Here is a 20,270-nt window from a genome sequence, read left to right on the forward strand (position 1 = left end):
TCTCGGGTTATGACGGCCGCCCGCCGAACTGCCAGTTGTGCACTTCGATGTCGGCGTACCGGTCCGGGGTCAGGATGGCGCGTGCCGTTTCCGGGTCCGGTGCCCGGAGCAACGCCGCCGTGCCCAGCCAGGTGACGCCGTCGTCGGACAGCAGTGGCCCGTAGGCGATCAGCTCGTCCCGGCCGGGCGGCAAGGTGAGGTCGGCGGCCTGCCCGGCGCCGAGGCCGAGCACCAGGTATCGGTTGCCGCCGGTCCGGCCGCCGGGGAAGTCCCACATGGTGCGCCTCAGCGTGTTGCGCCACCGTCGCAGCAGCACGTCCCGGTAGACGCCGGCCTGGTAGTTCGGTTCGTCGAAGGCGAACGAGCGGGCGGCGGCGGGATCGGGCAGGTCGACGACGTGCACGCTGCCGGTTGGTGTGTCGCCGTCGTCGGCGAGGGTCGGGCCCCGGGCGATCATCTCCTTCGCGTACCGGTCCATGTAGGACCAATGCTCTTCCAGTAGCTCGTCGCGCAGCGGCAGGGAGCCGGGCCGGTCGCGGTGGTAGCAGAGGAACTCCATGCCCAAAGGATCTCTTCAAGGAGGTGGCCAGGTCGAGCGGGTTTCATGGCGATGGCTGTTCGGCAGTCTCGGTCAGAAGCGCGCGTGCCGAGTCCGCGTAGCGATGGGTCCGCAGCAGCCTCTTCGGCCACCAATGCCCGGACCCCCACGCCGGCAAAGCGAAGCTCGCTGGCATACGTGACATGGGGGAACTTCACGCGAGGCTGACCCCTGTCCGGATGACATCCCGCAGCGCGGATTCCCGCTGGCTGCACTGCTTCGCCCGGGCTCACACCGGCTGACTCCCTCGTCCTTCTTTTCGTGGGCCTGCAGCGATGTCGCCTGTCTCCCGCCCTCCCCCGTCGTCTCCGGGAGGCGCTGTCAACTTGGCTGGGCACAGGGTGTGTCGGGATGTGCCGGACCGGGGTTGTCCGGCTCGTGATGAGTCGGTGCCTGTGTGGCCGGAAGTGTGGGGAGACGCCTACCCCTTGTACGACGGAGCCACGACGCCCCCTCCCCGCGCCCAGCCGCCCGAAGACCGGCCCAGGCACTGAGCCCACCAACCAAGTTGACAACGCCCCAGCGCGTGCAGCAGCCTGCCGGTGACCGTGTCGACATGGAAGAAGCCCGCCGCGATGATCCCCTCGGCCTGGGTGGTGAGGAATTCGCGCCGGCTCGGGCCGGTGCGGGGCCGGGACGATGCCGGCCGCGTGCAGGATTTCCCACACCGTGGGCAGTGCGATCGAATGTCCCAGCCGGGCCAACTCACCCTGGATCCGACGGTGGCCCCACCGCAGGTTCTCCTGTGCCAGACGGAGAACCAGCCTCTTGAGCGCGGAGGCCATGGGAGGGCGGCCGGTGCGGCGTCGGTCGGCGTAGTTCCACTTCTTGGCGATCGGCCTGCGGTGCCGGGCCGGCAGCGTGACCGGCGTGGCCGCCGCCCTCGGTGACGTCAAGGCGGCTGGAGTCGATGGCGGAGAGGCGGCTGGCGGTGATGAACCGCCCCTCTCGACGAGGAGAAGCACACCGTCGCCCGCCTGGTCGGCGCGCCGCCTGGATACGTGGGCTTCGACGAGGGCGGACAGCTCACCGGGAAGGTCCGCCGCCACCCGTACGGCGTAGCGCTGTTCGAGATGAGGTGGAGAAGGTGCGCCCGGACGTCTTCAACACGCTGTTGCAGATCCTCTACGACGACCGCCTCAGCGACGGCCAGGGCCGCGTCGTCGGCTTCCGGCACTGCGTGATCGTCATGACGTCCGGCACGGCGCCCGCCGCATCCTCGGCCACCGGGGCCGACGCCGCGCAGCTGAAGGACGCGCTCACGCAGGGGTTGCGCGGCCGGTTTCTGCCGGAGTTCCTCGACCGCGTCGACGACACCATCGTCCTCCACACCATCACCGCCGACGGCCTGGGCGCGATCGTCGACCACCTGCTGGATCACAGTGAGTGGCGGGTGGACGCGCAGGGGAGGAAGCTGGAGGTGACCGACGCGGCGGAGAAGCGGCTGACCACTCACGGCCACCAGCCGGAATTCGGCGCCCGGCCGCTGCGTCGCACCATCCGGACCGAGTTCGACAACCGCATCGCCGACCTCCTGCCGGGCGACGAGGCAGACCCCGGCGGCACGGTCGTCGCCGACATCCGCAAGGCCACCGCTGACTGGTTGCCTCAGCCTCCGCGGGAAGCCCCATGACCGGCCCGTCCCCCTGGTAGCCGGGATCGCACGGGACACGGACGCACCGGGTGACTCGAAGTGCGCGATGAGGGAACCGGAAGAGAAGCCCTGACGTACGAGGGGAGGCCGGGTGCCCGCACGCCCGGCTCCCTCACCGGAGGAGAGACCACGATGGCGCACGAGGACGACGCCCGGCAGGCCGTGCCGAACACGCCGGGGACACGTACCGGCGGTGACGGCGTCACGCGCCGCCGTCCGCTGCGGGAGCGGCACGTCGAGGAGACGGTCGAGGTCGCGGTGCCGGTGCGGACGGCGTACAACCAGTGGACGCAGTTCAAGACCTTCCCGCGCTTCTCGACCGTGGTGCACGGCGTCGAGCAGATCAGGCCCGCCGTGACCGCCTGGACCATCGGCTACGGGCCCCTGCGCCACCGCTTCGCGGTCGAGATCGTGGAGCAGGACCCCGACGCCTACCTGGCCTGGCGCGGTCTGGAGCAGAACCCCTCCCATCAGGGCGAGGTCGAGTTCCGGCCGACGGGGTCCGGCGGCACCGCGATCACCGTCCGGATGCTCCTGGAACCGCAGGGAGCCGCGAGGATCCTCACCCGCTCGTCCAGGGCCGCCCGTCTGACCGCCCGGCTGGTGCGCGGCGAACTCATGAACTTCAAGCGGTTCATCGAGGGACTGGGGCAGGAGGGCGGGGCCTGGCGCGGCACCATCCGCAACGGCCGCGTGCAGCACGATCAGCCGGAACCGCCCAGAAGCCGCGTGGCCCAGTGGCCCGTCGGCTGACCGGTGTGCCGGACACGGCAAGAGAAAGGCGAACCGATGCAGAACCCGCCCGGTGAGGAGCCGGAGAGCACCCTCTCCGTGACACCGCCGAAGAAGTGGGCGGCCGGAGTCCCCGCGGTCGTGCACGCGCTGGAGTACTCCCTGGAGCAGACCTCCCCGCGCAGGACCGGGGTGGACCTGCTGACCATGAACCAGGTGGGCGGGATCGACTGCCCCGGCTGCGCGTGGGCGGACCCGGCCCCGGGCCGGCGCCATCGCAACGAGTACTGCGAGAACGGCGCCAAGCACATCAACGACGAGGCCACCACGCGCCGGGTCACCGCCGGCTTCTTCCGTGAGCACAGCGTCTCCGACCTCGCCGCCCGCTCCGACATGTGGCTCAACCAGCAAGGGCGGCTCACCGAGCCGATGATCAAGCGGCCCGGCTCCGAGCACTACGAGCCCATCGGCTGGAACGACGCCCTGGACGTCCTCGCGCAGGAACTGAAGGCGCTGGCCTCCCCCGACGAGGCCGTCTTCTACACCTCCGGCCGCGCCAGCAACGAGGCCGCCTTCGTCCTGCAGCTCTTCGCCCGCGCCTTCGGCACCAACAACCTGCCCGACTGCAGCAACATGTGCCACGAGTCCAGCGGCTTCGCCCTGAGCGAGACCCTGGGCACCGGCAAGGGCACGGTCAGCCTCGATGACCTCCACCACGCCGATCTGATCTTCCTGGTCGGGCAGAACCCGGGCTCCAACCACCCGCGTCAGCTCAGCGCCCTGGAGGAGGCCAAGCGCAACGGCGGCCGGATCGTGGCGGTCAACCCGCTGCCCGAGGCCGGGCTGCGCCGCTTCAAGAACCCGCAGAAGCCGAGCGGGGTCCTCGGGCGCGGCACCCAGATCGCCGACCGCTTCCTGCACATCAAGCCCGGCGGCGACCTCGCCCTGTTCCAGGCCCTCAACCGCCTGCTGCTGGAGGCCGAGGACGCCCGGCCCGGCACCGTCCTGGACCACGACTTCATCGACGCCCACACCACCGGCTTCGAGGAGTTCGCCCAGCACGCCCGCACCGTCGACTGGGACGACGTGCGCACGGCGACCGGTTTGACCCGCGAGGAGATCGAGAAGGTCCGCGACGAGGTCCTGCGGAGCGACCGCGTCATCGTCTGCTGGGCGATGGGCATCACCCAGCACAAGCACGGCGTACCCACCGTCCGGGAGATCGTCAACTTCCTGATGTTGCGCGGCAACCTGGGGCGCGCCGGTACCGGCGCCTGCCCGGTGCGCGGCCACAGCAACGTGCAGGGCGACCGCACCATGGGCATCTGGGAGCAGATGCCGGACACCTTCCTCGACGCCCTGCAGAAGGAGTTCGGCTTCGACCCGCCGCGCCCGCACGGCCTGGACTCGGTGAACTCGATCAGGGCGATGCGCGAGGGCCGCGTCAAGGTGTTCCTCGCCCTGGCCGGCAACTTCGTCCGCGCCGCTCCCGACAGCGAGGTCACCGAGGAGGCGATGCGCTCGTGCCGGCTGACCGCTCACATCTCCACCAAGCTCAACCGCTCGCACACCGTCTGCGGCAACACCGCGCTGATCCTGCCGACCCTGGGGCGCACCGAGCGTGACGTCCAGGCCGACGGCGAGCAGTTCGTCACCGTCGAGAACTCCATGAGCGAGGTGCACACCTCCCAGGGCCGCCTCGAACCGGCCTCCCCGCTGCTGCTCAGCGAAGTCGCCATCCTGTGCCGGCTCGCCCGGCGCACCCTGGACGGCAAGGCGGACATCCCCTGGGACAAGTTCGAGGGCGACTACGACACCATCCGCGACCGCATCTCCCGCATCGTGCCGGGCTTCCACGACTTCAACGCTCGGGTGGCCCGCCCCGGGGGTTTCCAACTGCCCAACCCGGTCAACGAGGGCGTCTTCAGCAACAAGGTCGGCAAAGCCCTGTTCACCTGCAACGAGCGCGTGGTCCCCCGGGCGCCCGAGGGTCACCTGCTGCTGCAGACGCTGCGCTCGCACGACCAGTGGAACACCGTCCCCTACACCGACAACGACCGTTACCGCGGCATCCACGGCAGCCGCCACGTCGTACTCGTCAACCCGGCCGACCTGAGCGAACTCGGCCTCGCCCAGGGCGATCACGTCGACCTGGTGAGCGTCTGGGAGGACGGTACCGAGCGCCGGGCCGAGAACTTCGAGGTCGTACCCTACCCGGCCGCCAAGGGCTCGGCCGCCGCCTACTACCCGGAGACGAATGTCCTGGTGCCGCTGGACAGCGTCGCCGACATCAGTAACCAGCCCACGTCGAAGGGCATCGTCGTCCGCCTCGACCCCACCCTTGACCGGACACAGCCCGCACCTGCCTGACCGATGGCACGATCCCGACGGGGCCCGCGACGACAGGGGCCCCGTCGGGCGTTGCCGGCAGGGGCGACGCGCCCTCAGCGGATCAGGAAGGACCCACGGGAGGGGGCATACGGGCAGCCGGGATCGCGAAGGCCGCCGCGACCACGAGGAGCAGGACCAGGAACAGGACGCAGGGCGTTGCCGCTCCCCGCAGCACCCGCCGGCGCGGAGGGTTCGGACGGCGCGGCGCAGGTCGTATCCGAGGTCGGTGAATTCCGCCCGGACGGTGGCGGAGACCTCGTGCAGCCGGGTGCGGTGCCAGTCGTCGTCGCGGACGACGTCCGGGGTCGCGGCGATCCGGACGAGGTCGGTGGGCATGAGGTGGCGCTGATCAGGAGGAACGTGAGATCAAGTTCGGGGCGTGGACCGGCAGCCGACGGAGCCGGGCTGTGACACCGACACCGGAACGGATCGAGCGACTTTCCCGCATCGACATGCGCTGGACAGAGGTCGTGCGAGCGGACAGCGTGGCTCGAGCGCTTCCTTCGCCTTGTCGCCCTTTGCCTTCTTACGACCTCAGCTCTGCGTCTCCGCGTCGAGGCGCGCGAGCCCCTGTTCCCAGCGTCGTCGGCGCTCGTCCTCGGGCTGGTCCCACCAGGGGGTGCCCCGTTCGCCCAGCGCGACCTTCGCCCGGTTCACGCGTGCACGCGCTGCCCGCTCGGCCTGCGCGTCGCCCGCAGTCGTCGCGGAGCGCACCGCGCGACGAGCCGACATGAGGTGACGTCGAAGACGAGCGGCGGTCTCCTCGGGGGTGGACGGATCGGTTGCCCGCCATTTCCTTCCCCTGATGACGACGAAGTGCCCGTCGGGGGTTCTCTCCGGTGACTGGTGTGCTTCCACGCGACCGATTCTGCCCACCGGGTCCGCCCCGGCGCAGCGCCGGGGCAGCACGGCACGTCAGGCCGTCGTCGTCCCGGTCCCGTTCTCGTCCTGCCTCGCACCAGCCGGCGTGTCATGTGCGCCCCGGCCGGCCACCGTCGTCCGGTACCGGTACCGCGGGTGCGTCCAGCAGGCGGTCCATGCGCTCCTGGTAGCGGTGGAGGTCTTCGGCCCGGCCGGGGACGAGGAGATACTGCACGGTGCTCAGGATGATCGCGGCCTCCCCCTGTCGGCTGACGGGGGCGATGGGGTGGTGCCGAGCATGTCGGCGGCCCGGCCCATGGTGCAGGCGGGGTGGTCGTCGTCGAGACGGCTGAACGAGTCGTCTGCTGTCATCTGCACCCCTCTTTGCGGGACGTGCGGAGGGGCCCTGGTGCCGTACGGCACCAGGGCCCCGAAGGAACTGCTACACCATCTGCCGGCCTCAGTACTGCGCCGGCCCTGTGCTTCCGCATGCCCGAGCCGAACTTCGCTGTCGGGGATGCGGGGATCGCGGTTGCTTGACCGGAGACCACCTCACTAACGATGTCCTGCGGTACCCGGGCGCGAACCTTCCGCCCGGGCGATCCTGATGGCGCTTGTTCCTCCGTTCTTCCCTCGGTGATCGACTGCTTGCGGGTGATGCGAACTGCTCGGTGACCTGTGACAGCGCCACTCTTCGACAGCCGAACCCGGTGCGCGCGCCCGCAGCCGACGCCTTCACCGGGGTACCGCTCACTGACTTCGCTGCTGGGTACTGCGAACTGCGACTTCCTGTCCTGCTGCTCGACAGTTCGTTTCTGCCGAGTCCCGCTTGACTCTCTGGACTACGCGAGAATCTTAACCAGGACACCATCCAATGTCTACTCCAGCCACCATAGATTTCCGGGTGTTCGAATGCGAGGCAATCGATATCGAACAGCGATGGAAAGCTGCACCGGGTGGTGTTCTCACAGGCCGGGGAAGGGCCGGCTGGGAACCGGGCGGCGCACGCGTGAGCGGAGGCCACGGCCTCCGCCGGCACCTGTAAGCACGTTGCGCAGACGTACCGGCTGCGCAGCCGCAGACCGTGTCACGGTCGGACGCTGGGCCGCTGGCTGTCGGGAGGCGACACCGTGGCGCCGTCGTACCAGGGGTACCGGTTCCCGAGGAAGGTCATCGCCCACCGTGTCCGGCTCTGCCACCGCTTCGCGCTGAGCTTGCCCGGGGTGAGGGCGTCTCGTACGAGACCATCCGGGAGTGGTGTACGAAGTTCGGTCCGGCCTGTGGCCGCGAGCTGCGACGCCGTCGGCCACGAACGGGGGCAACCTCGTCCGGAGCGGGCGCGACGCATCGACCGCGAAACGGTTTTCCCGCATGCTGCCGAAGAAGCGGTGCCGGGTGCCGCGGGCGCTGGTCACCGACAAGCCGCGCGGCTACGGCGCGGCCCGCCGCACCTCTGTGCGGCCCGGTTGTCGGTACGCGCTGATACAACTCTCGCGTATCGACCCAACGAGCAGAGGGGGCCCCGTGGGCGACTGGGGCACTGGCAACTTCGAGAACGACACGGCCGCAGACCACCTGTCGATGCTCACGGACCGGCTCATCACCGAGGTCGCGGACGCGATGGCCGGCGACCCGGTCGGGATCGAGCCCGACGAGTACTGGGGAGTCGCGGTGCCGGCCAACCTGGAACTGCTGAGCCTCCTGGCGCGGCAGGGCTACGTGGGGGTGTCGCTGCCCGAGGTCGAAGTGGTCGAGGGGTGGAAGAGGACGTACATGGCGGTGTGGGAGGGCTGCATGGACGAGTTGGAGGCTTCATCGGACTACAAGAACGAGCGACGCGCAGTCCTGATCCGTACTTTCGACGCGCTGGCTGAGCTCAGGAAGAAGGAGGACTCGGGCTGATGCCCGCCCCGAACGGACACTCACACGGTGCGCAGGACAAGCGGCGCCTTCGCTCCGCCGGCGGGTGCGGCAGCCCGTAGGTCCCCGGTCCGCCCGCCAGGCCCACCGCGTGCAACCCCACCCTGATGTCCGTCGCCTTCGCCGTCCGCAGGGCCCGCGTGTGCTGGAGCACCTGGACGGTGAGGAGGCGGCCGGGCTCTTGCGGAAGGGACCTCACCGAGCGGTCCGCGTCTACGGCGTCCGGCTGACACCGCTGTTCTCCGGCGGGGGGCCGCCCGTCTCCGCGAGGAACTGCCAGATGGTGGCGATGGCCGCAGTCTGCGCGAGCAGCCAGGCACAGGGCCAAGGGCTGGGTGAGACGTGCCGCCCTGACGCCGTTCTCCCACCAGGTGTCCCCGGGGCCGAGGACCGGGACCGCGTCGTGACAGGCGTGCTCTCGTCCCTCCAGTCACCGCCGGGAAGGGCGGCGCCCAGGCTCTCGTGGTCGGCGTCCAGCTGCCCGAAGCAGTGTCGCGTACGGGCCTTGGCCGGCCAGGCGCCGATCTTGACGCGGTCACCGTTGGCAAGCCGCCAGGACGTGGCGGATGTGGGCCTCGTTCACGATCAGGACGTGGTCGAGGGCCTCACGGCGGATGCCGCCAATGATCCTCTTGCAGTGGGCGTTCAGCCGAGGAGCTCGCGAGGCGCTCAAGATCACCTCCAGCTCCTCGGCCTCGAAGACCGCGTCGAACGCCGCACCGTACTTGCCGTCGCGGTCACGCACCGGGAACCGCGAAGATTCCATGCGCATGCCCAGACCGGCGGCGAGATTCCCCGTCTGTCGCACGGCCCACCCCCGGGCCGGGCGGGCGGTGACTCTCGGTGGTACGCAGGCGCCTCGTGCCGAGCACGGTGTCGAGGCGGAGGAAGTCCGCCGCGATGATGCCCCTGCCTGGGTGGTCAGAAACTCGCGCCGGGCCGGGCCGGAGCGACGATGCGCCGGGTCGGCGCCCGCGCCGTTGAGAATCTTCCGGACCGTCGAGGCGGCGATCCGATACCCGAGTCGGGCCGACTCCCCTTGGATGTGCCGGTGGCCCCGCCGCGGATTCTCCTGGGCCAGCCGCAGAACGAGCGTCCTGATCGCTGTTGGGATGGGCGGGCGGCCGGCGCGTCGGCGTGCGGTGCGGTCCCACTTGGCGGCGATGAACCCACGATGCCAGGCAAGCAGAGTGGCGGAGGCGACCGGGAAGACCTCCCGCCGGCGTCGCCGGGGTATCGCGCGGGCAGAGCGGCGAACCAGGACCGGTCGGCCGGCTCGTAGCGGATCGGTCCTGCCAGTTGCCGGCGTAGGACCGTGTTCTCCTGCCGCAGCACGAGCAGCTCGGCGTCCTTGGTGGTTTCACGGCGCAGCGCACCGACGGGATGGGGAGCAGCCCCGGGCCGCCTTGCGCAGCAAGGAAACGGTCACGCGGACATGCTCCCGGTGACCGAACCGCACCACTCTCACCTGCGCCAACGGCTTTTCGAGCGGCACACGGCCAGGGACAGGTCAGCTCCCTTCACCGCAGTGTTCCGCCTTCTTGTACGTGATCGCATCCTTCGGCGTGAACATGCTGTATGTGTTGTCCGGTGGGGGGTACGGGTTTTCCTCGAGCGTCATTTCCGTCCGCTTCCACCGCACACCGTCTGCGTCTGTGAACGCCAAGTGGTCAAGCTCCACCGACCCCGTTCTGCCGGAGCCGACAAGGGTCAACCCGGAGTTGTCGTAGTACTGGCTGAAGACCACTTTCCTCGCGTCGACGTCCGCCTTGGTGCACGGTGGCAGCTGGATACCCACCATGGCCTGTTGGGTCAGCACGAGTTGCTTGTACGTCTTGGTGTTCTTCGATCTCACCAGGAATCCCAGGTCCGCCCTGGTCACCGGATCCAGCGACCGGTTGACGACATGAATATGCGTCTCCACGAACTCGGATCCCTCATCGGTCGTGTAGTAGGTGACCAGCGCCGCCTGGGCGCGGGCGGCGCGCTGCGCGTCCTCCCTGCCCTGGTCCAGCTGGTCCTGAGCCACCACCGCGCTGAAGTACGTGGCCACTGCGGTGAAGATGAGGCTGCCGATAGCAGCCACGGCACCTACCGCAGCACCGATAGCGACCCATGGGACCCGCGATCCCCGATCGCGCTGAGACCGCCTGCGGATCCGGGCGGGTGCCGTGTTCTGCCGGGCGAGCCGTACCCTGCCCAGCCGCTGCTGATGGCCTGTCACCTCTTGGACACTGCCATAGCTCGTGCCGCTTCACCCGCCGGTTGCCGATCCTCCCGATGTACGCCGACGCCAGCTCTGATGCCGCGCCATGCCCGAACTGGCCCGGTCGGAGGGCCGTAGGCAGCGGAGCGTGGGCGATGGTGCCCTTGTTGACCTCGGGGATCGGGCCGTACACCAGGACACAGGAGGCGTCGGCACTGCCCGGCGAGTCCTGATCGGTGGACTGCCCGGTCCACGTCGCCGCGCCGGTGGGGCAGGGCAGTTCGCCAAGGTGATCGTTGAGCGTTTCCAGCGGTTCCAGCGGTTCGTGCAGGTCGGTCAAGGTTCCGGGTCCCGACGCCCCGATTCTCAGTCCGGGCCGCCGGGACTCGCGGGTGAAGTCGCAGATCGGTCATATGCCGGCTGGTCGGCATCCTTCAGCGGTCGCGGCCCGCTCCCCTGCCCTGGTCGGGCCGGTTCGTGTGGTGCTGCTGCCGGTCGGCGGGGTCGGCCGCTCGGGCTGCTTGAGCCGCTGTTCGGCGACGGTGCGTCTGCGGGCGTCGACCTCGAGCTTGAAGGCGGCGAACAGGGCGAGGTGCTCATGCAGTCGCGTCCAGGAACGGGCCGTGCCCTGCAGCATGTGAAGCGGCACTGACAACGTCGTGCTCGCGGGAGACAGGTGCATCCGTCCTGCCCCGGTCGTGGGACGCGCTGGGCCGGCGGCCGGGCGGACACGCGTCCAAGGGCAGACAGGAGCGGGACGACCAGATCAGGAAACGCCGTGGCGGCAGGGCACTGCGGGCGGTGCCGCAGGCCGCTGGGCCACCACTTCGGCAGGGGCGCTGACCGGTCGGCGTCGGGGCATCTCAGGGGCGGGGCTCCAGCACCTCCAGGGCACCGTTCACGGTGTCGTAGCTGCGCAGGGTGACGAGCCGGACCGACAGCGGCGGGGCAGGCAGCAGTTCGGGGACCCGCCGGTTGACGAAGGCGCCTGTCCGCCGGGTACGGCCGAGGGTGACGTGCGGGCTCCAGCGCCCAGGTTCGTGGAATGGGCTGAGGGTCTCGGGCGGGCTGTCCGAGGCCACCGCCTCCCACACCCGGCGGTGCAAGCCGGCCAGTGCGGAGTCGAGATCCAGCGCCCAGGCCAGTACCGAGGTGGGCCGCTCGAAGCGGACCACTCCGGTGAACCGTACCGGCAGCGGCAGGGCGGCGGCCGCCTCGGCGAGCTCCCAGCGGATCGGGGCGGTCAGCTCCGGGCAGGCCGCCAGGGTGAGGTGCGGGCTGTTGGTCGGTGAGCGGTGACGCGCCTGACTGGGCAGCCCCGCGTCCGCGAGTCGCCGCCAGGCCTCCCGAACCGCCAGCTCTGCCGCCTCGTCCAACAGAACCTCGACCGTGCGCACCACCGCAGCCTACCGGCGAGGCCAGGGCGAACAGGAACTCCGGCTCAATGAGGGGGCGCGCAGACAGCAGAGTCCACTGATGCCCCACACCGCCCCGACCCCGCTGCAATCGTCTCCGGTGCCGTCATGCGCGAAGATCCCTGCGGCCCGCCGCGCCGCGGGGGCGCAGGGCGTCCGAGGTCTTCAGGCCGACGATGCCGTCGCCGCCGCCCGCCGGCTCGCTCGGCGCTGCAACCCGCACCAGGGCATACGCGTCCGCTTCCCCCCACGCTTGGACCTCGATCGTGCACAACCTCGTAGCGGTTGCCATCCTGCGGCGGACAGTCGCTCAGTCGTTCTTCAACGGCCGTCGCACGGGTCGTCGTCCGCAGGCACCGGCTTGGTGTCGGCCGCCAGGCAGGAGGAGTACACCCGCGACTCTGGTTCCGACGCGGCACCCACGGCAATGATCGTCACGGCACCGACGCAGGTCAGCCATGCTGTCGCGGCGAGCCATGTCCTGCGGCTCACCGATCGCCACGGAAGCGGTCGCGGAGCTCGTCGAGGCAGTCGTCCTCGGTGCCGACCTGAACTCGCGAGAAGACCAGCACACCGTCTCCCCTGCCTTCCTGCTTACCCTTTGCCGGCTGCATCTCGATGTCCGCGATGTACTCGGCGCACTCGGCGCTGACGGGCTGCTCAGGCTGCGGGTCCGGTGCCGAGGAGGCGTTCAGTTCGGCGGTGGCGGCAAGGCCGACCGCGCACAGCACCACCCACGCGGCGGCCCGGGCGATGTCGGCGTCGGTGAGGACGACGGACGGGTCGGAGCCGCCGGGTCGGAGGACTTGCTTCTTCAGTCCCGAGGACGACGTTGTGATGCGGATGCGGCCGGCGTTATGTCCGGCACGTAGTGACGGGCGAAGAGGGTGGCGACCAGATCCCGCCGGCTGCGGACGCCCGTCTTGTCGAACACCGCCTTCAGGTGGTCCTGGACCGTGTGCGGTGACAAGCCGGCGCTGCGGCTGATGTCGGCTGTGGACTGCCCCCGCAGCACCAGGGCCGTGATGTCCCTCTCACGAGGGGTCAGCCCGTACGCCGCGACGATCAGCGCGATGTGCTCGGTGGGACCGGCCCGTTCGACAACGACAGCGGTGCGGGCCGAGGTCGCCGTGGGCTCCTCCAGGCGCCAGGCGTGCAACCGTACCCGGCCGTGTCTGCGGCTGTGCATCCACGAGGTGTGGGAGGCCGCGGCCCCTGTGGCCTGCACCGCCGCTGCCACCGCGTACACGGCGGGAGGCAGTCCGCGGTCACCGGGTGGCACGCCGTCGGTGTGTGCCAGATCGTCGAACCACATGGCCGCGGTGGGCGTCACATGGATCACCTGATGGTCACCGTCCAGCAGTACCAGTCCCGGCGCCGCTCCCGAGGCGTTCTCCTCGGCGAGCCGCGTCAAGTGCAGCCTGCGCAGTGCGTTCCCCAGCGGCTGGGCCAGCGACGCCGCCACAGCCAGCTCCGGGGAACCGAACGGGGGCGAGTCGTCTGCGCGGCCCATGATCAGGGCGCCCCACGCTCCATGGCGGTCCCGCAGCAGCACGCGTAACTCGTCGCGAAAACCCAGGGGTCGCATGATGTCGCGGTACCGGGGACTGAGGTCGAGGTTCCCGCTCGTCTCCCGGCTGAGCAGGCCCACCGGCGTCGGTCTGGCCGCCAGATCCGACAGGTCGTTGGCATCCCCCTCGCGGTACTCGATGTCGAGCATGCGCGGCATCATGGCGGACGGCAGGCCGTCTCGGTAGTCACCGCCAGTGTTCATCAACGTCTGCGGATCCACGGTCACACAGGCACATACGTCGAATCGCAGCACAGGCCGTATGACCCGTTTCACCGCCTCGAAGAACTCCTCGACAGTCCGCGCGGACTGTACCGCCCGCGCCGCCGCGTCCCCGAACCTGCCGACCCGTGTTACTCCCCCGTAGCGCCTCATGGTCCGAGGCTAAGCGTGGACCGGGGCTCCCGAGCCCGGTTTGCGCAGGTAGCTGTGCCTCCGCTTACCGTGCCCGGGAACCGTCGGTGTCCGGGACGCGCGATCGACGCTTCGATACGGGTCAGCGGTTGTTGTGCAGGACGAGGTTGAGCTTCGCCCAGTCCTTGCCGCCGTTCTCCCCGTTGCGGAGCGTGATCTCGCTGACCGTCGAGGTCTGTCCCGCGGGGACGTAGCGGTTGAAGTTGTACTCGGCGTCGAGGTCGGTGTTGGTGTCGTTCGTGCCCTCGTAGAACTGCAGGGTCACATGGATCATGACTCCGCCGGTGGCGTCCGTCTCGGCGGACACGTGCTTCTCCACACGGATCTCGCCCCCGCACGTGGTCTCCCACCACACCGACGGCGTGCGGACCTCGTTCACCCAACCCTCGGAGGCGACGTTGCCGTTGCAGTACGTACCGGCGGCGAAAATGCCCTCGTCGTCGCGGATCGTGTAGGTGCCGGTCAGAGCGATGTTCCGCCACACAGAGGCCGTGACCGCGTCACCCGCCACAGGCGGGGCCGCAACAGCAGCCGGAGCTCCCGCCGCCGTCAGGCCGGCGGCCGTGGCTGCGGCCAGCATCCCGATGATCTTTCTTCGTATGGACATCTCTTCCCCTCGTTGTCGTCACCGAACGCGCCGAAGGCGGCTCACCGCCATCGGTCGGACAAAGAGTGCCGCGGCCGGCCGGCGTATCCCATCCCAGACAGTTGGGGGGTCTCGCTGCCGGCGCCCTTGATCGCCCGGCAGCATTCTGAGCGACCCGGCCCGTGCCGGACGAAGGGCATCGGGTTGACCATGGCCGGCGTGGGCCGGCGCCGGCAGCCGACGGACGGCGGACGGCGGCCCGTCAGCTCTGGACTCGCCGTCAGCGTTCCGGCCGACAGGCCAGGACGATGCCGATCGCAGCCGGCACCACGACCACGACGACAAACCACGTGGGCATCACATCGGGCCACCTGTGAGCGACAGGGGCGGTCATGGGCATCGAACCGCCCTGAGCGGAAGTGCTCCTCGGATGCCCGTGGTCAAGATCGAGGCGGGCTTCCCCGCAGGCTCCGCCGCCCGCGTGCTCCGAGCAACTGCCAGGACTTGCGGTCCGGTTGAAGTGGATCAGGCCGCGTGACCCCGGGGACGTTCGACGAGCTCACCGTTGACGGATACGGCACCGGCGCGGACGAGAGCGACAGGTTGTGCCGGTATGGCCCGCCACCGTTCCTGGTCGGACTCCACGAGCTTGAAGACCATCGCCAGGGCGGCAGCCGGGCGGTCCGAGCCTCGGGCGACCTCGGCCCGGAGTCCGATCGAACTGAGGATCGGCTCGATCGAGCATTGCTCGGCTACGATCACGGCCATGCCGATGGGATACGTGGCGACGACCGCGCTCTTGGCCTGGTGCACCTTCTTCGCCGTTGTCGCGCCACGCCGACCCGGCCACTGGCGACTTCGAGTTTCTGGTTCGGCCTGATCCTCAACGAGGTGCCGTTCGTCGGCATCCATGTCCTGGTGGCCTCCACGGCTCTGGCCGCCGCCCAGGGCGATCTGGATTCGACGGGCGCCAAGGTGACGGCCGCGGTGGCCGCCGTCACCACCATCGGCCTCTCCGTCTCCGCCTGGCGAGGGCTGCGCACGGACCAAGTGGTCGGACAGGCCCTCGAGGAGGGGCTCGGGACCGGCTGGCGGGATCGTGTGCACGTACCGCTGCGCCGCCATCGACCCTGGGCCCGCATCCTGCTGCTGTCGGCCCTCATGCGGCGGCGTGACGTCCGGCGGATCCCCGACATCAGTTACGGGGAGGCCGGACGCCGGAATCCCCTCGACGTCTACCGCCGCCGCGACGCGCCGAAGAGCGCGCCGGTCCTGATCTACTTCCACGGCGGCGGCTACACCAGCGGAGGGAAGAACCGCGAGGCACGCCCCCTGCTGTACCGGCTCGCCAGCCAGGGGTGGGTGTGCATCAGCGCCAACTACCGGCTGCGGCCCCAGACCACGTTCCCCGGCCACCAGATCGACGCCAAGAAGGTCATCGCCTGAGTCCGCGAGCACGCCTCCGCGCATGGTGCCGATCCGTCGAGGCTGTTCGTGGCGGGCAGCTCCGTCGGCTCCAACCTGGCGGCGCTGTGCGCGCTCACGCCGAACGACCCGAAGTTCCAGCCCGGATTCGAGTCGGCCGACACCTCGGTCACCGCGGCGATCTGCCTCTACGGTTACTACGGCCACTACTTCGGCGACCCGCCGGACGAGCCGCCGCCCCCGCTCCAGCCGCAGGGATACATCCGCCCCGGTGCGCCGCCGTTCCTCATCGCCCACGGCACCAAGGACACGCTGGCGACCGTCGAGGGCGCCCGGAACTTCGTCGCCCAGTTGCACCACGTCTCCGACAGCACCGTGGTCTACGTCGAACTGCCCGGTGTGCAGCACTCGTTCGATGTCTTCCACTCCCCGCGCTTCGAGGCGGTCGTGGACGGCGTCGAAGCCTTTGCCGCCTGGGTCCTGGCTGCTCCTCAGGCGAACAGCGAGTAATGGCCGACGTTACTGACTTTGGCTCGTCAGGGTGAACTTCGGCGAAGTTCCTGATGGGTCGGGGGTGGTGGCTGTATCCCGTGCTGTGTGAGATATGCGGATGGGGCGGGCTGACCGCTGCGGGACGGCGGCGCCGGGAGGCGGTGCGGCTGCAGGCGGCCGGGCTGTTCGAGCAGGGGATCAAGCCGCTGGAGGTGTCACGGCGCCTGCGGGTGAGCCGGAAGTCGGCCTGTCGGTGACACCAGTTGTGGCGGGACGGCGGTGTGCAGGCTCTGGCTTCGCGTGGTCCGAGCGGATCCCGATGCCGACTGTCCCCGCGCTGCCCGGAGAAGTTGGCCGCATATCTGGAGCAGGGCCCGGCCGCGCACGGCTGGGTGGAGGACCAGGTGTGGACGGCCGCCCGGGTGGCCACGCCGATCGGGAGGAAGTTCCACGTCTCCTGCAGCGTCCCGGGTGTGACGCGGCTGATGCGCCGGCTCGGCTTCAGCCCGCAGGCCCCCGCACGGCGGGCCGCCGAGTGCGACCGAGAGGTCGGAGAGCGGGATGCGCGTCGTGTAGACGGTCCGGCCGCCCTGGCTGTGCGGATCGCCAGGTAGGTGGACTCTTCACGCACCAGGGGGAGGCGCGACGAGTCGACGGTGATCGTCATGGATGACTGCCTTTCCGAGCAGGTGGCCCTCGGCGGGCAGTAGGTGGAGGCGGCTGACAGCGCGTGATGTCCGCCGGGTGGGGCGTACGGGTCAGCCACCGGTGACGGTCGTCGGGTGGACCCGGCCGTAGACGGTGAGGAACAGCTCCAGCTCGGCGCGTTCGTCGGGCGTGGCCCGACCGGAGGCGAGGCGGGCGTGGGCAGCGCGGTGGGCGCGGCGCAGGTGGCCGCTGCGTTCCAGGTGGCTCCACAGGAGGCGGACCGCCTGTTGGTGGTCGTAGGGGATGGTCTCGTAGGACGTGCCGGTGACGTGGCGGGCCCGGACCAGCAGGGCCCGGAAGTCCTCCTCGCTGTCGCGCTCCGGCAACTGCGCCAGATGGCGGTGGTACACGGTCAGTTCGGGCTCGCCCATATCAATCAAGCAGGTCTCTCCACTCGTGAGGCTTCTTCTGCCGTCCGGGGGCAGGCCACAGCGGCCGGCCCTCAAGGGCACTCCTTACCGAGTCGAGGATCTGTCGGCTGTGGTCCCGGGCAAGGTGGTGGAGCAGGCACAGTCGGCGTTCCTCCGGCTCCTCGGAGGCCCCCGGCGGACCGGGGCCCAGCGGGTCGTCGATCGGCAGGAAGACGGCCGCCCGGCCGTCGGGGAACGCGGCCGCTCGATCCTTGAGGTACCGCCGGACCTGTCGCTTCGCCCGCGGCGCACGTCCGTGGTGCGATGGAACCGGGGGGCGGAAAGGAGAGCGATCATGCCCGCAGCGAAGCGAACGAGTGTCGCCGCCTCGGTGTCGGTCCGCCCGCTGGTTGAGCCGGACCTGGATCGGGCCGACAAGATCTTCAGGGTCGCCTTCGGGACCTTCCTCGGGGCCCCTGAGCCGGAGACGTTCTTCGGGACCGCCGACTATGTCCGCACCCGCTGGGCAGCAGATCCACACGCGGCCTTCGCGGCGACCGTCGAGGGCGAGGTCGTCGGATCGAACTTCGCCGCCGACCGGGGCAGCGTCGGGTTCTTCGGCCCGCTGACCGTACGTCCGGATCTGTGGGACCAGGGCATCGGCAGGCGCCTCATGGAACCGGTCATGGCCTGCTTCGACACCTGGGAGAACCGCCACCTCGGCCTGTTCACCTTCTCGCACAGTCCCAAGCACCTCGAGCTCTACCGCCGGTACGGTTTCTGGCCTCGATTCCTCACAGCCATCATGAAGAAACAGGTCACCGGCAGTGCCGCAGTCCCCGGCCGAGTGCTGTACGGCGAGCTGACCGCCGCTGAGCAGCCCGACGCACTGAGCCTCAGTCGCACACTGACGGGGGCCGTGTACGAGGGCCTGAGCCTGGAGCGCGAGATCATGGCCACACAGGCGCAGGGGCTCGGTGACACCATCCTCCTCGAGGGCGCCGAATCCGACCTCGACGGTCTGGCTGTCTGCCACTGCGGAGCGGGGTCGGAGGCCGGTGAGGACGTGTGCTTTGTCAAATTCGGCGCCGTACGCCCTGGCCCGGACGCCGCGGACCGGTTCGAACGACTGCTGAATGCGTGTGAGCAGCTGGCCACCGAGAAGGGACTGGGGCAACTGGACGCCGGAATGAGCCTGGCTCGCCAGGATGCCTACCGGCGCATGGTCGACCGCGGTTTCCGTACCTGGCTGCAAGGCGTGACCATGCACAAGCCCAACGAACCCGGCTACAGCCACCCGGACGCCTACGTGATCGACGACTGGCGCTGAGCCCACCGCCATACTCGGCTTCGGGGAAGACTCGATGCCGTCAGGAGACGGCTGACACCAGGACTCCACGCTGAACGACCTCTCGCTGGCCGCCCGTCACCGTTCCTACTGACCACGTCGGCATACCGCGGGGATCACGAGACGTCAGCCCCTGCGACACCGCTCTTTGAAGGTCAGTAACAAGAAGCTCGTGCACGAGGTCGTAAGGGCTGTTCCGTAAATGATCTATGGTGTGCCGGATGACCAGCGCCGCTTCCCGGTCACCCGGTCACAGTGAGGTTGTGCGGGTGGGTGATTCCTACACCCACCCGCGGAGATCAGGGAGATAGCCGCAGGACTCGGCTTCGATCACACAACTTCGGAGACTCAGGGGTATGACGCCATCGAGGCTCGAGTGGCGTGAAGCTACGAGCGGTTCGTCGAGGAAAAGGGATTCGCTGGCTCACCCAGGAGTCATCCTCATGTCAGCAGTCCCGGCTGATCTACTCCCGCTCCACCTTCCTGTTCGGATCTCTCGTCTTCAACTTCCCCGGGCACACCCGGACCCGTTTCGTTTTTCTCCCGAGTACGCCGAGAAGCCGGCCGCCCAGCGGGCCACGCCGGATCAGGCTGCCGGAGAAGTTGCCAGCAGGTCCGCAGGAATACCGCCCTTGTCAGGGGCGTAGAAGTTCTTGATCTCGGCTTCCCAGACGTCCACCCGGATCCGGTCGTCGTCATCGGGCTCGAAGGCGTCGAAGAGCGCATGGATGTTCGGCAGGTCGAAGCCGACCCCCCTCATCATGCCGACGAACACCGGTCGGGTGACCGTGCCGCTGCCGTCCAGGTCACCGAGGCGCGCGAAGCCGGCCGCGAACTCGTCGATCGCTCCGCCGAAGCGCTCCGGCGACAGGACGCACGCCTGGTACTCCTCGTAAGTGATCCGGCCGTCGTGATTGGTATCGAGTTCATCGGCCAGCGTGTTCCAGTAGCGCGTGAAGCCGGCACGCATGGCCTGCTTCCGTGCCTCGTCGGCCTCAGGAACGGCTGCGGCGACCCGGCTGCTCATCAGATCGAAGTCGTCGGATTCCAGGACCTCGTTCCCGTCCGCGTCGAACAGGGTGAAAACGAGCTCGACCCGCTTGATCGCTTCGTTCCGCATGGGCTCTTCCCTTTCGTTTCCGGCCGGCCGGCCGGCCGTCGCGCTGTCACTATGCGGGCTGCGGAATCCGGTGCCCCAGGGAAGACGGGCTGTTCAACAGAAAGAATGAAAATGGCGTCGCTCCGGCATGAAACGTGCACCGAGCCTGTCGCCGGGCGGGACGCCAGGAGCGGCGATCTCCCGCCCTTGCGTCTCCTGCGCGTCCCGGCCTCGTGGGAGGAACTGCTCCCGAAAACTGTGGATCGGACGGGAACCGGTTCGAACCGGCGCGCACGGCGCACTGGGCACACCGGCAATACCCCGTTCAGTCTCCACACGCTCTACCGGTGCCCATGGGACGCGGAAACGATGAGTGCACCGCACATGAACCAGGTGATCCGCACCCCAGGGTCTTTGAGAAGTCTCGAGTTGGGTGATTCGTCTGCTGAGCGCCGGATATGGCGGCTTGTCGCAGCGGCCCTGGACGCGGAACAGGCATGG

Annotated in this window: 22 protein-coding genes and 1 pseudogene; 9 read left to right on the plus strand and 14 right to left on the minus strand. The window is 69.4% G+C overall.

What is annotated here, in order from left to right:
- Positions 1–7: 7 nt before the first annotated feature.
- Together ACH4VX_RS34250 and ACH4VX_RS34255 are read right to left on the minus strand one after the other, a co-directional pair.
- On the minus strand, positions 8–559 hold the full coding sequence (locus ACH4VX_RS34250) for a YciI family protein (protein ID WP_398373065.1): 552 nt from the start codon (positions 557–559) through the stop codon (positions 8–10).
- Positions 560–1,118: 559 nt separating this feature from the next.
- Positions 1,119–1,494: pseudogene (locus tag ACH4VX_RS34255) on the minus strand (integrase); the annotation flags it as partial.
- A 191-nt stretch (positions 1,495–1,685) separates the two neighbouring features.
- Between ACH4VX_RS34255 and ACH4VX_RS34260 the strand changes: the two are divergent.
- From ACH4VX_RS34260 to ACH4VX_RS34270, 3 genes are all read left to right on the plus strand, one after another.
- Positions 1,686–2,231, plus strand: coding sequence for an AAA family ATPase (locus ACH4VX_RS34260; RefSeq protein ID WP_398373067.1), 546 nt, complete (start codon positions 1,686–1,688; stop codon positions 2,229–2,231).
- Positions 2,232–2,384: 153 nt separating this feature from the next.
- Complete coding sequence (locus tag ACH4VX_RS34265) at positions 2,385–3,005, plus strand: SRPBCC family protein (protein ID WP_398373069.1); 621 nt, start codon at positions 2,385–2,387, stop codon at positions 3,003–3,005.
- A gap of 36 nt (positions 3,006–3,041) precedes the next feature.
- On the plus strand, positions 3,042–5,354 hold the full coding sequence (locus tag ACH4VX_RS34270) for an FdhF/YdeP family oxidoreductase (protein WP_398373071.1): 2,313 nt from the start codon (positions 3,042–3,044) through the stop codon (positions 5,352–5,354).
- 555 nt (positions 5,355–5,909) lie between these two features.
- Here ACH4VX_RS34270 and ACH4VX_RS34275 read toward each other — a convergent pair.
- Both ACH4VX_RS34275 and ACH4VX_RS34280 read right to left on the minus strand, forming a co-directional pair.
- Positions 5,910–6,233 carry a hypothetical protein gene (locus tag ACH4VX_RS34275; protein WP_398373073.1) on the minus strand — a complete coding sequence of 108 codons (324 nt, stop codon included), beginning with the start codon at positions 6,231–6,233 and terminating at the stop codon, positions 5,910–5,912.
- Positions 6,234–6,345: 112 nt separating this feature from the next.
- A complete protein-coding gene (locus ACH4VX_RS34280; RefSeq protein WP_398373074.1) occupies positions 6,346–6,471 on the minus strand; it encodes a hypothetical protein in 126 nt (41 codons plus the stop codon).
- Between the two features lie 1,136 nt (positions 6,472–7,607).
- Between ACH4VX_RS34280 and ACH4VX_RS34285 the strand changes: the two genes are divergently transcribed.
- Positions 7,608–8,138 carry a DUF4259 domain-containing protein gene (locus ACH4VX_RS34285; protein ID WP_398373076.1) on the plus strand — a complete coding sequence of 177 codons (531 nt, stop codon included), beginning with the start codon at positions 7,608–7,610 and terminating at the stop codon, positions 8,136–8,138.
- A gap of 553 nt (positions 8,139–8,691) precedes the next feature.
- On the opposite strand, the gene ACH4VX_RS34290 is transcribed toward ACH4VX_RS34285, so the two are convergent.
- The 8 genes from ACH4VX_RS34290 to ACH4VX_RS34325 form a co-directional block, all read right to left on the minus strand.
- Positions 8,692–8,964: a hypothetical protein gene (locus tag ACH4VX_RS34290; protein ID WP_398373077.1), complete on the minus strand. Its 273-nt coding sequence runs from the start codon at positions 8,962–8,964 to the stop codon at positions 8,692–8,694.
- A gap of 702 nt (positions 8,965–9,666) precedes the next feature.
- Positions 9,667–10,242, minus strand: a complete 576-nt coding sequence (locus tag ACH4VX_RS34295) for a hypothetical protein (RefSeq protein WP_398373079.1) — start codon at positions 10,240–10,242, stop codon at positions 9,667–9,669.
- A 529-nt stretch (positions 10,243–10,771) separates the two neighbouring features.
- Positions 10,772–10,999 carry a hypothetical protein gene (locus ACH4VX_RS34300; RefSeq protein WP_398373081.1) on the minus strand — a complete coding sequence of 76 codons (228 nt, stop codon included), beginning with the start codon at positions 10,997–10,999 and terminating at the stop codon, positions 10,772–10,774.
- A gap of 226 nt (positions 11,000–11,225) precedes the next feature.
- A complete protein-coding gene (locus ACH4VX_RS34305; RefSeq protein WP_398373082.1) occupies positions 11,226–11,759 on the minus strand; it encodes a 2'-5' RNA ligase family protein in 534 nt (177 codons plus the stop codon).
- 506 nt (positions 11,760–12,265) lie between these two features.
- Entirely contained in the window at positions 12,266–12,511 is a 246-nt protein-coding gene (locus tag ACH4VX_RS34310) for a hypothetical protein (RefSeq protein ID WP_398373084.1), read from the minus strand.
- Positions 12,512–12,591: 80 nt separating this feature from the next.
- A complete protein-coding gene (locus ACH4VX_RS34315) occupies positions 12,592–13,497 on the minus strand; it encodes a LuxR C-terminal-related transcriptional regulator (protein ID WP_398373085.1) in 906 nt (301 codons plus the stop codon).
- A 346-nt stretch (positions 13,498–13,843) separates the two neighbouring features.
- The gene (locus tag ACH4VX_RS34320) at positions 13,844–14,368 is read right to left on the minus strand and encodes a hypothetical protein (RefSeq protein ID WP_398373087.1); all 525 of its coding nucleotides are present in this window, start codon (positions 14,366–14,368) and stop codon (positions 13,844–13,846) included.
- 504 nt (positions 14,369–14,872) lie between these two features.
- A complete protein-coding gene (locus ACH4VX_RS34325) occupies positions 14,873–15,259 on the minus strand; it encodes a hypothetical protein (protein WP_398373089.1) in 387 nt (128 codons plus the stop codon).
- Between ACH4VX_RS34325 and ACH4VX_RS34330 the strand changes: the two genes are divergently transcribed.
- The 4 genes from ACH4VX_RS34330 to ACH4VX_RS34345 all read left to right on the plus strand — a co-directional run bounded on the left by ACH4VX_RS34330 (position 15,239) and on the right by ACH4VX_RS34345 (position 16,878).
- Positions 15,239–15,793, plus strand: coding sequence for an alpha/beta hydrolase (locus tag ACH4VX_RS34330; RefSeq protein WP_398373091.1), 555 nt, complete (start codon positions 15,239–15,241; stop codon positions 15,791–15,793). The two genes, ACH4VX_RS34325 and ACH4VX_RS34330, sit on opposite strands and share 21 nt — an antisense overlap.
- 48 nt (positions 15,794–15,841) lie before the next feature.
- The gene (locus tag ACH4VX_RS34335) at positions 15,842–16,282 is read left to right on the plus strand and encodes an alpha/beta hydrolase (RefSeq protein ID WP_398373093.1); all 441 of its coding nucleotides are present in this window, start codon (positions 15,842–15,844) and stop codon (positions 16,280–16,282) included.
- A gap of 53 nt (positions 16,283–16,335) precedes the next feature.
- A complete protein-coding gene (locus tag ACH4VX_RS34340; RefSeq protein ID WP_398373095.1) occupies positions 16,336–16,521 on the plus strand; it encodes a helix-turn-helix domain-containing protein in 186 nt (61 codons plus the stop codon).
- A gap of 93 nt (positions 16,522–16,614) precedes the next feature.
- Positions 16,615–16,878, plus strand: coding sequence for a winged helix-turn-helix domain-containing protein (locus ACH4VX_RS34345; RefSeq protein WP_398373097.1), 264 nt, complete (start codon positions 16,615–16,617; stop codon positions 16,876–16,878).
- Between the two features lie 144 nt (positions 16,879–17,022).
- On the opposite strand, the gene ACH4VX_RS34350 is transcribed toward ACH4VX_RS34345, so the two are convergent.
- Positions 17,023–17,352: a hypothetical protein gene (locus ACH4VX_RS34350; RefSeq protein ID WP_398373098.1), complete on the minus strand. Its 330-nt coding sequence runs from the start codon at positions 17,350–17,352 to the stop codon at positions 17,023–17,025.
- Between the two features lie 325 nt (positions 17,353–17,677).
- Between ACH4VX_RS34350 and ACH4VX_RS34355 the strand changes: the two genes are divergently transcribed.
- Positions 17,678–18,652: a GNAT family N-acetyltransferase gene (locus ACH4VX_RS34355; RefSeq protein ID WP_398373100.1), complete on the plus strand. Its 975-nt coding sequence runs from the start codon at positions 17,678–17,680 to the stop codon at positions 18,650–18,652.
- Between the two features lie 604 nt (positions 18,653–19,256).
- Here the strand turns inward: ACH4VX_RS34355 and ACH4VX_RS34360 are convergent.
- Positions 19,257–19,790 (minus strand): EF-hand domain-containing protein, encoded by a 534-nt coding sequence (locus tag ACH4VX_RS34360; RefSeq protein ID WP_398373102.1) that lies wholly within the window; start codon positions 19,788–19,790, stop codon positions 19,257–19,259.
- Between the last annotated feature and the right edge of the window lie 480 nt (positions 19,791–20,270).

The organism is Streptomyces sp. NPDC020731, assembly GCF_044334705.1.
Taxonomy (GTDB): domain Bacteria; phylum Actinomycetota; class Actinomycetes; order Streptomycetales; family Streptomycetaceae; genus Streptomyces.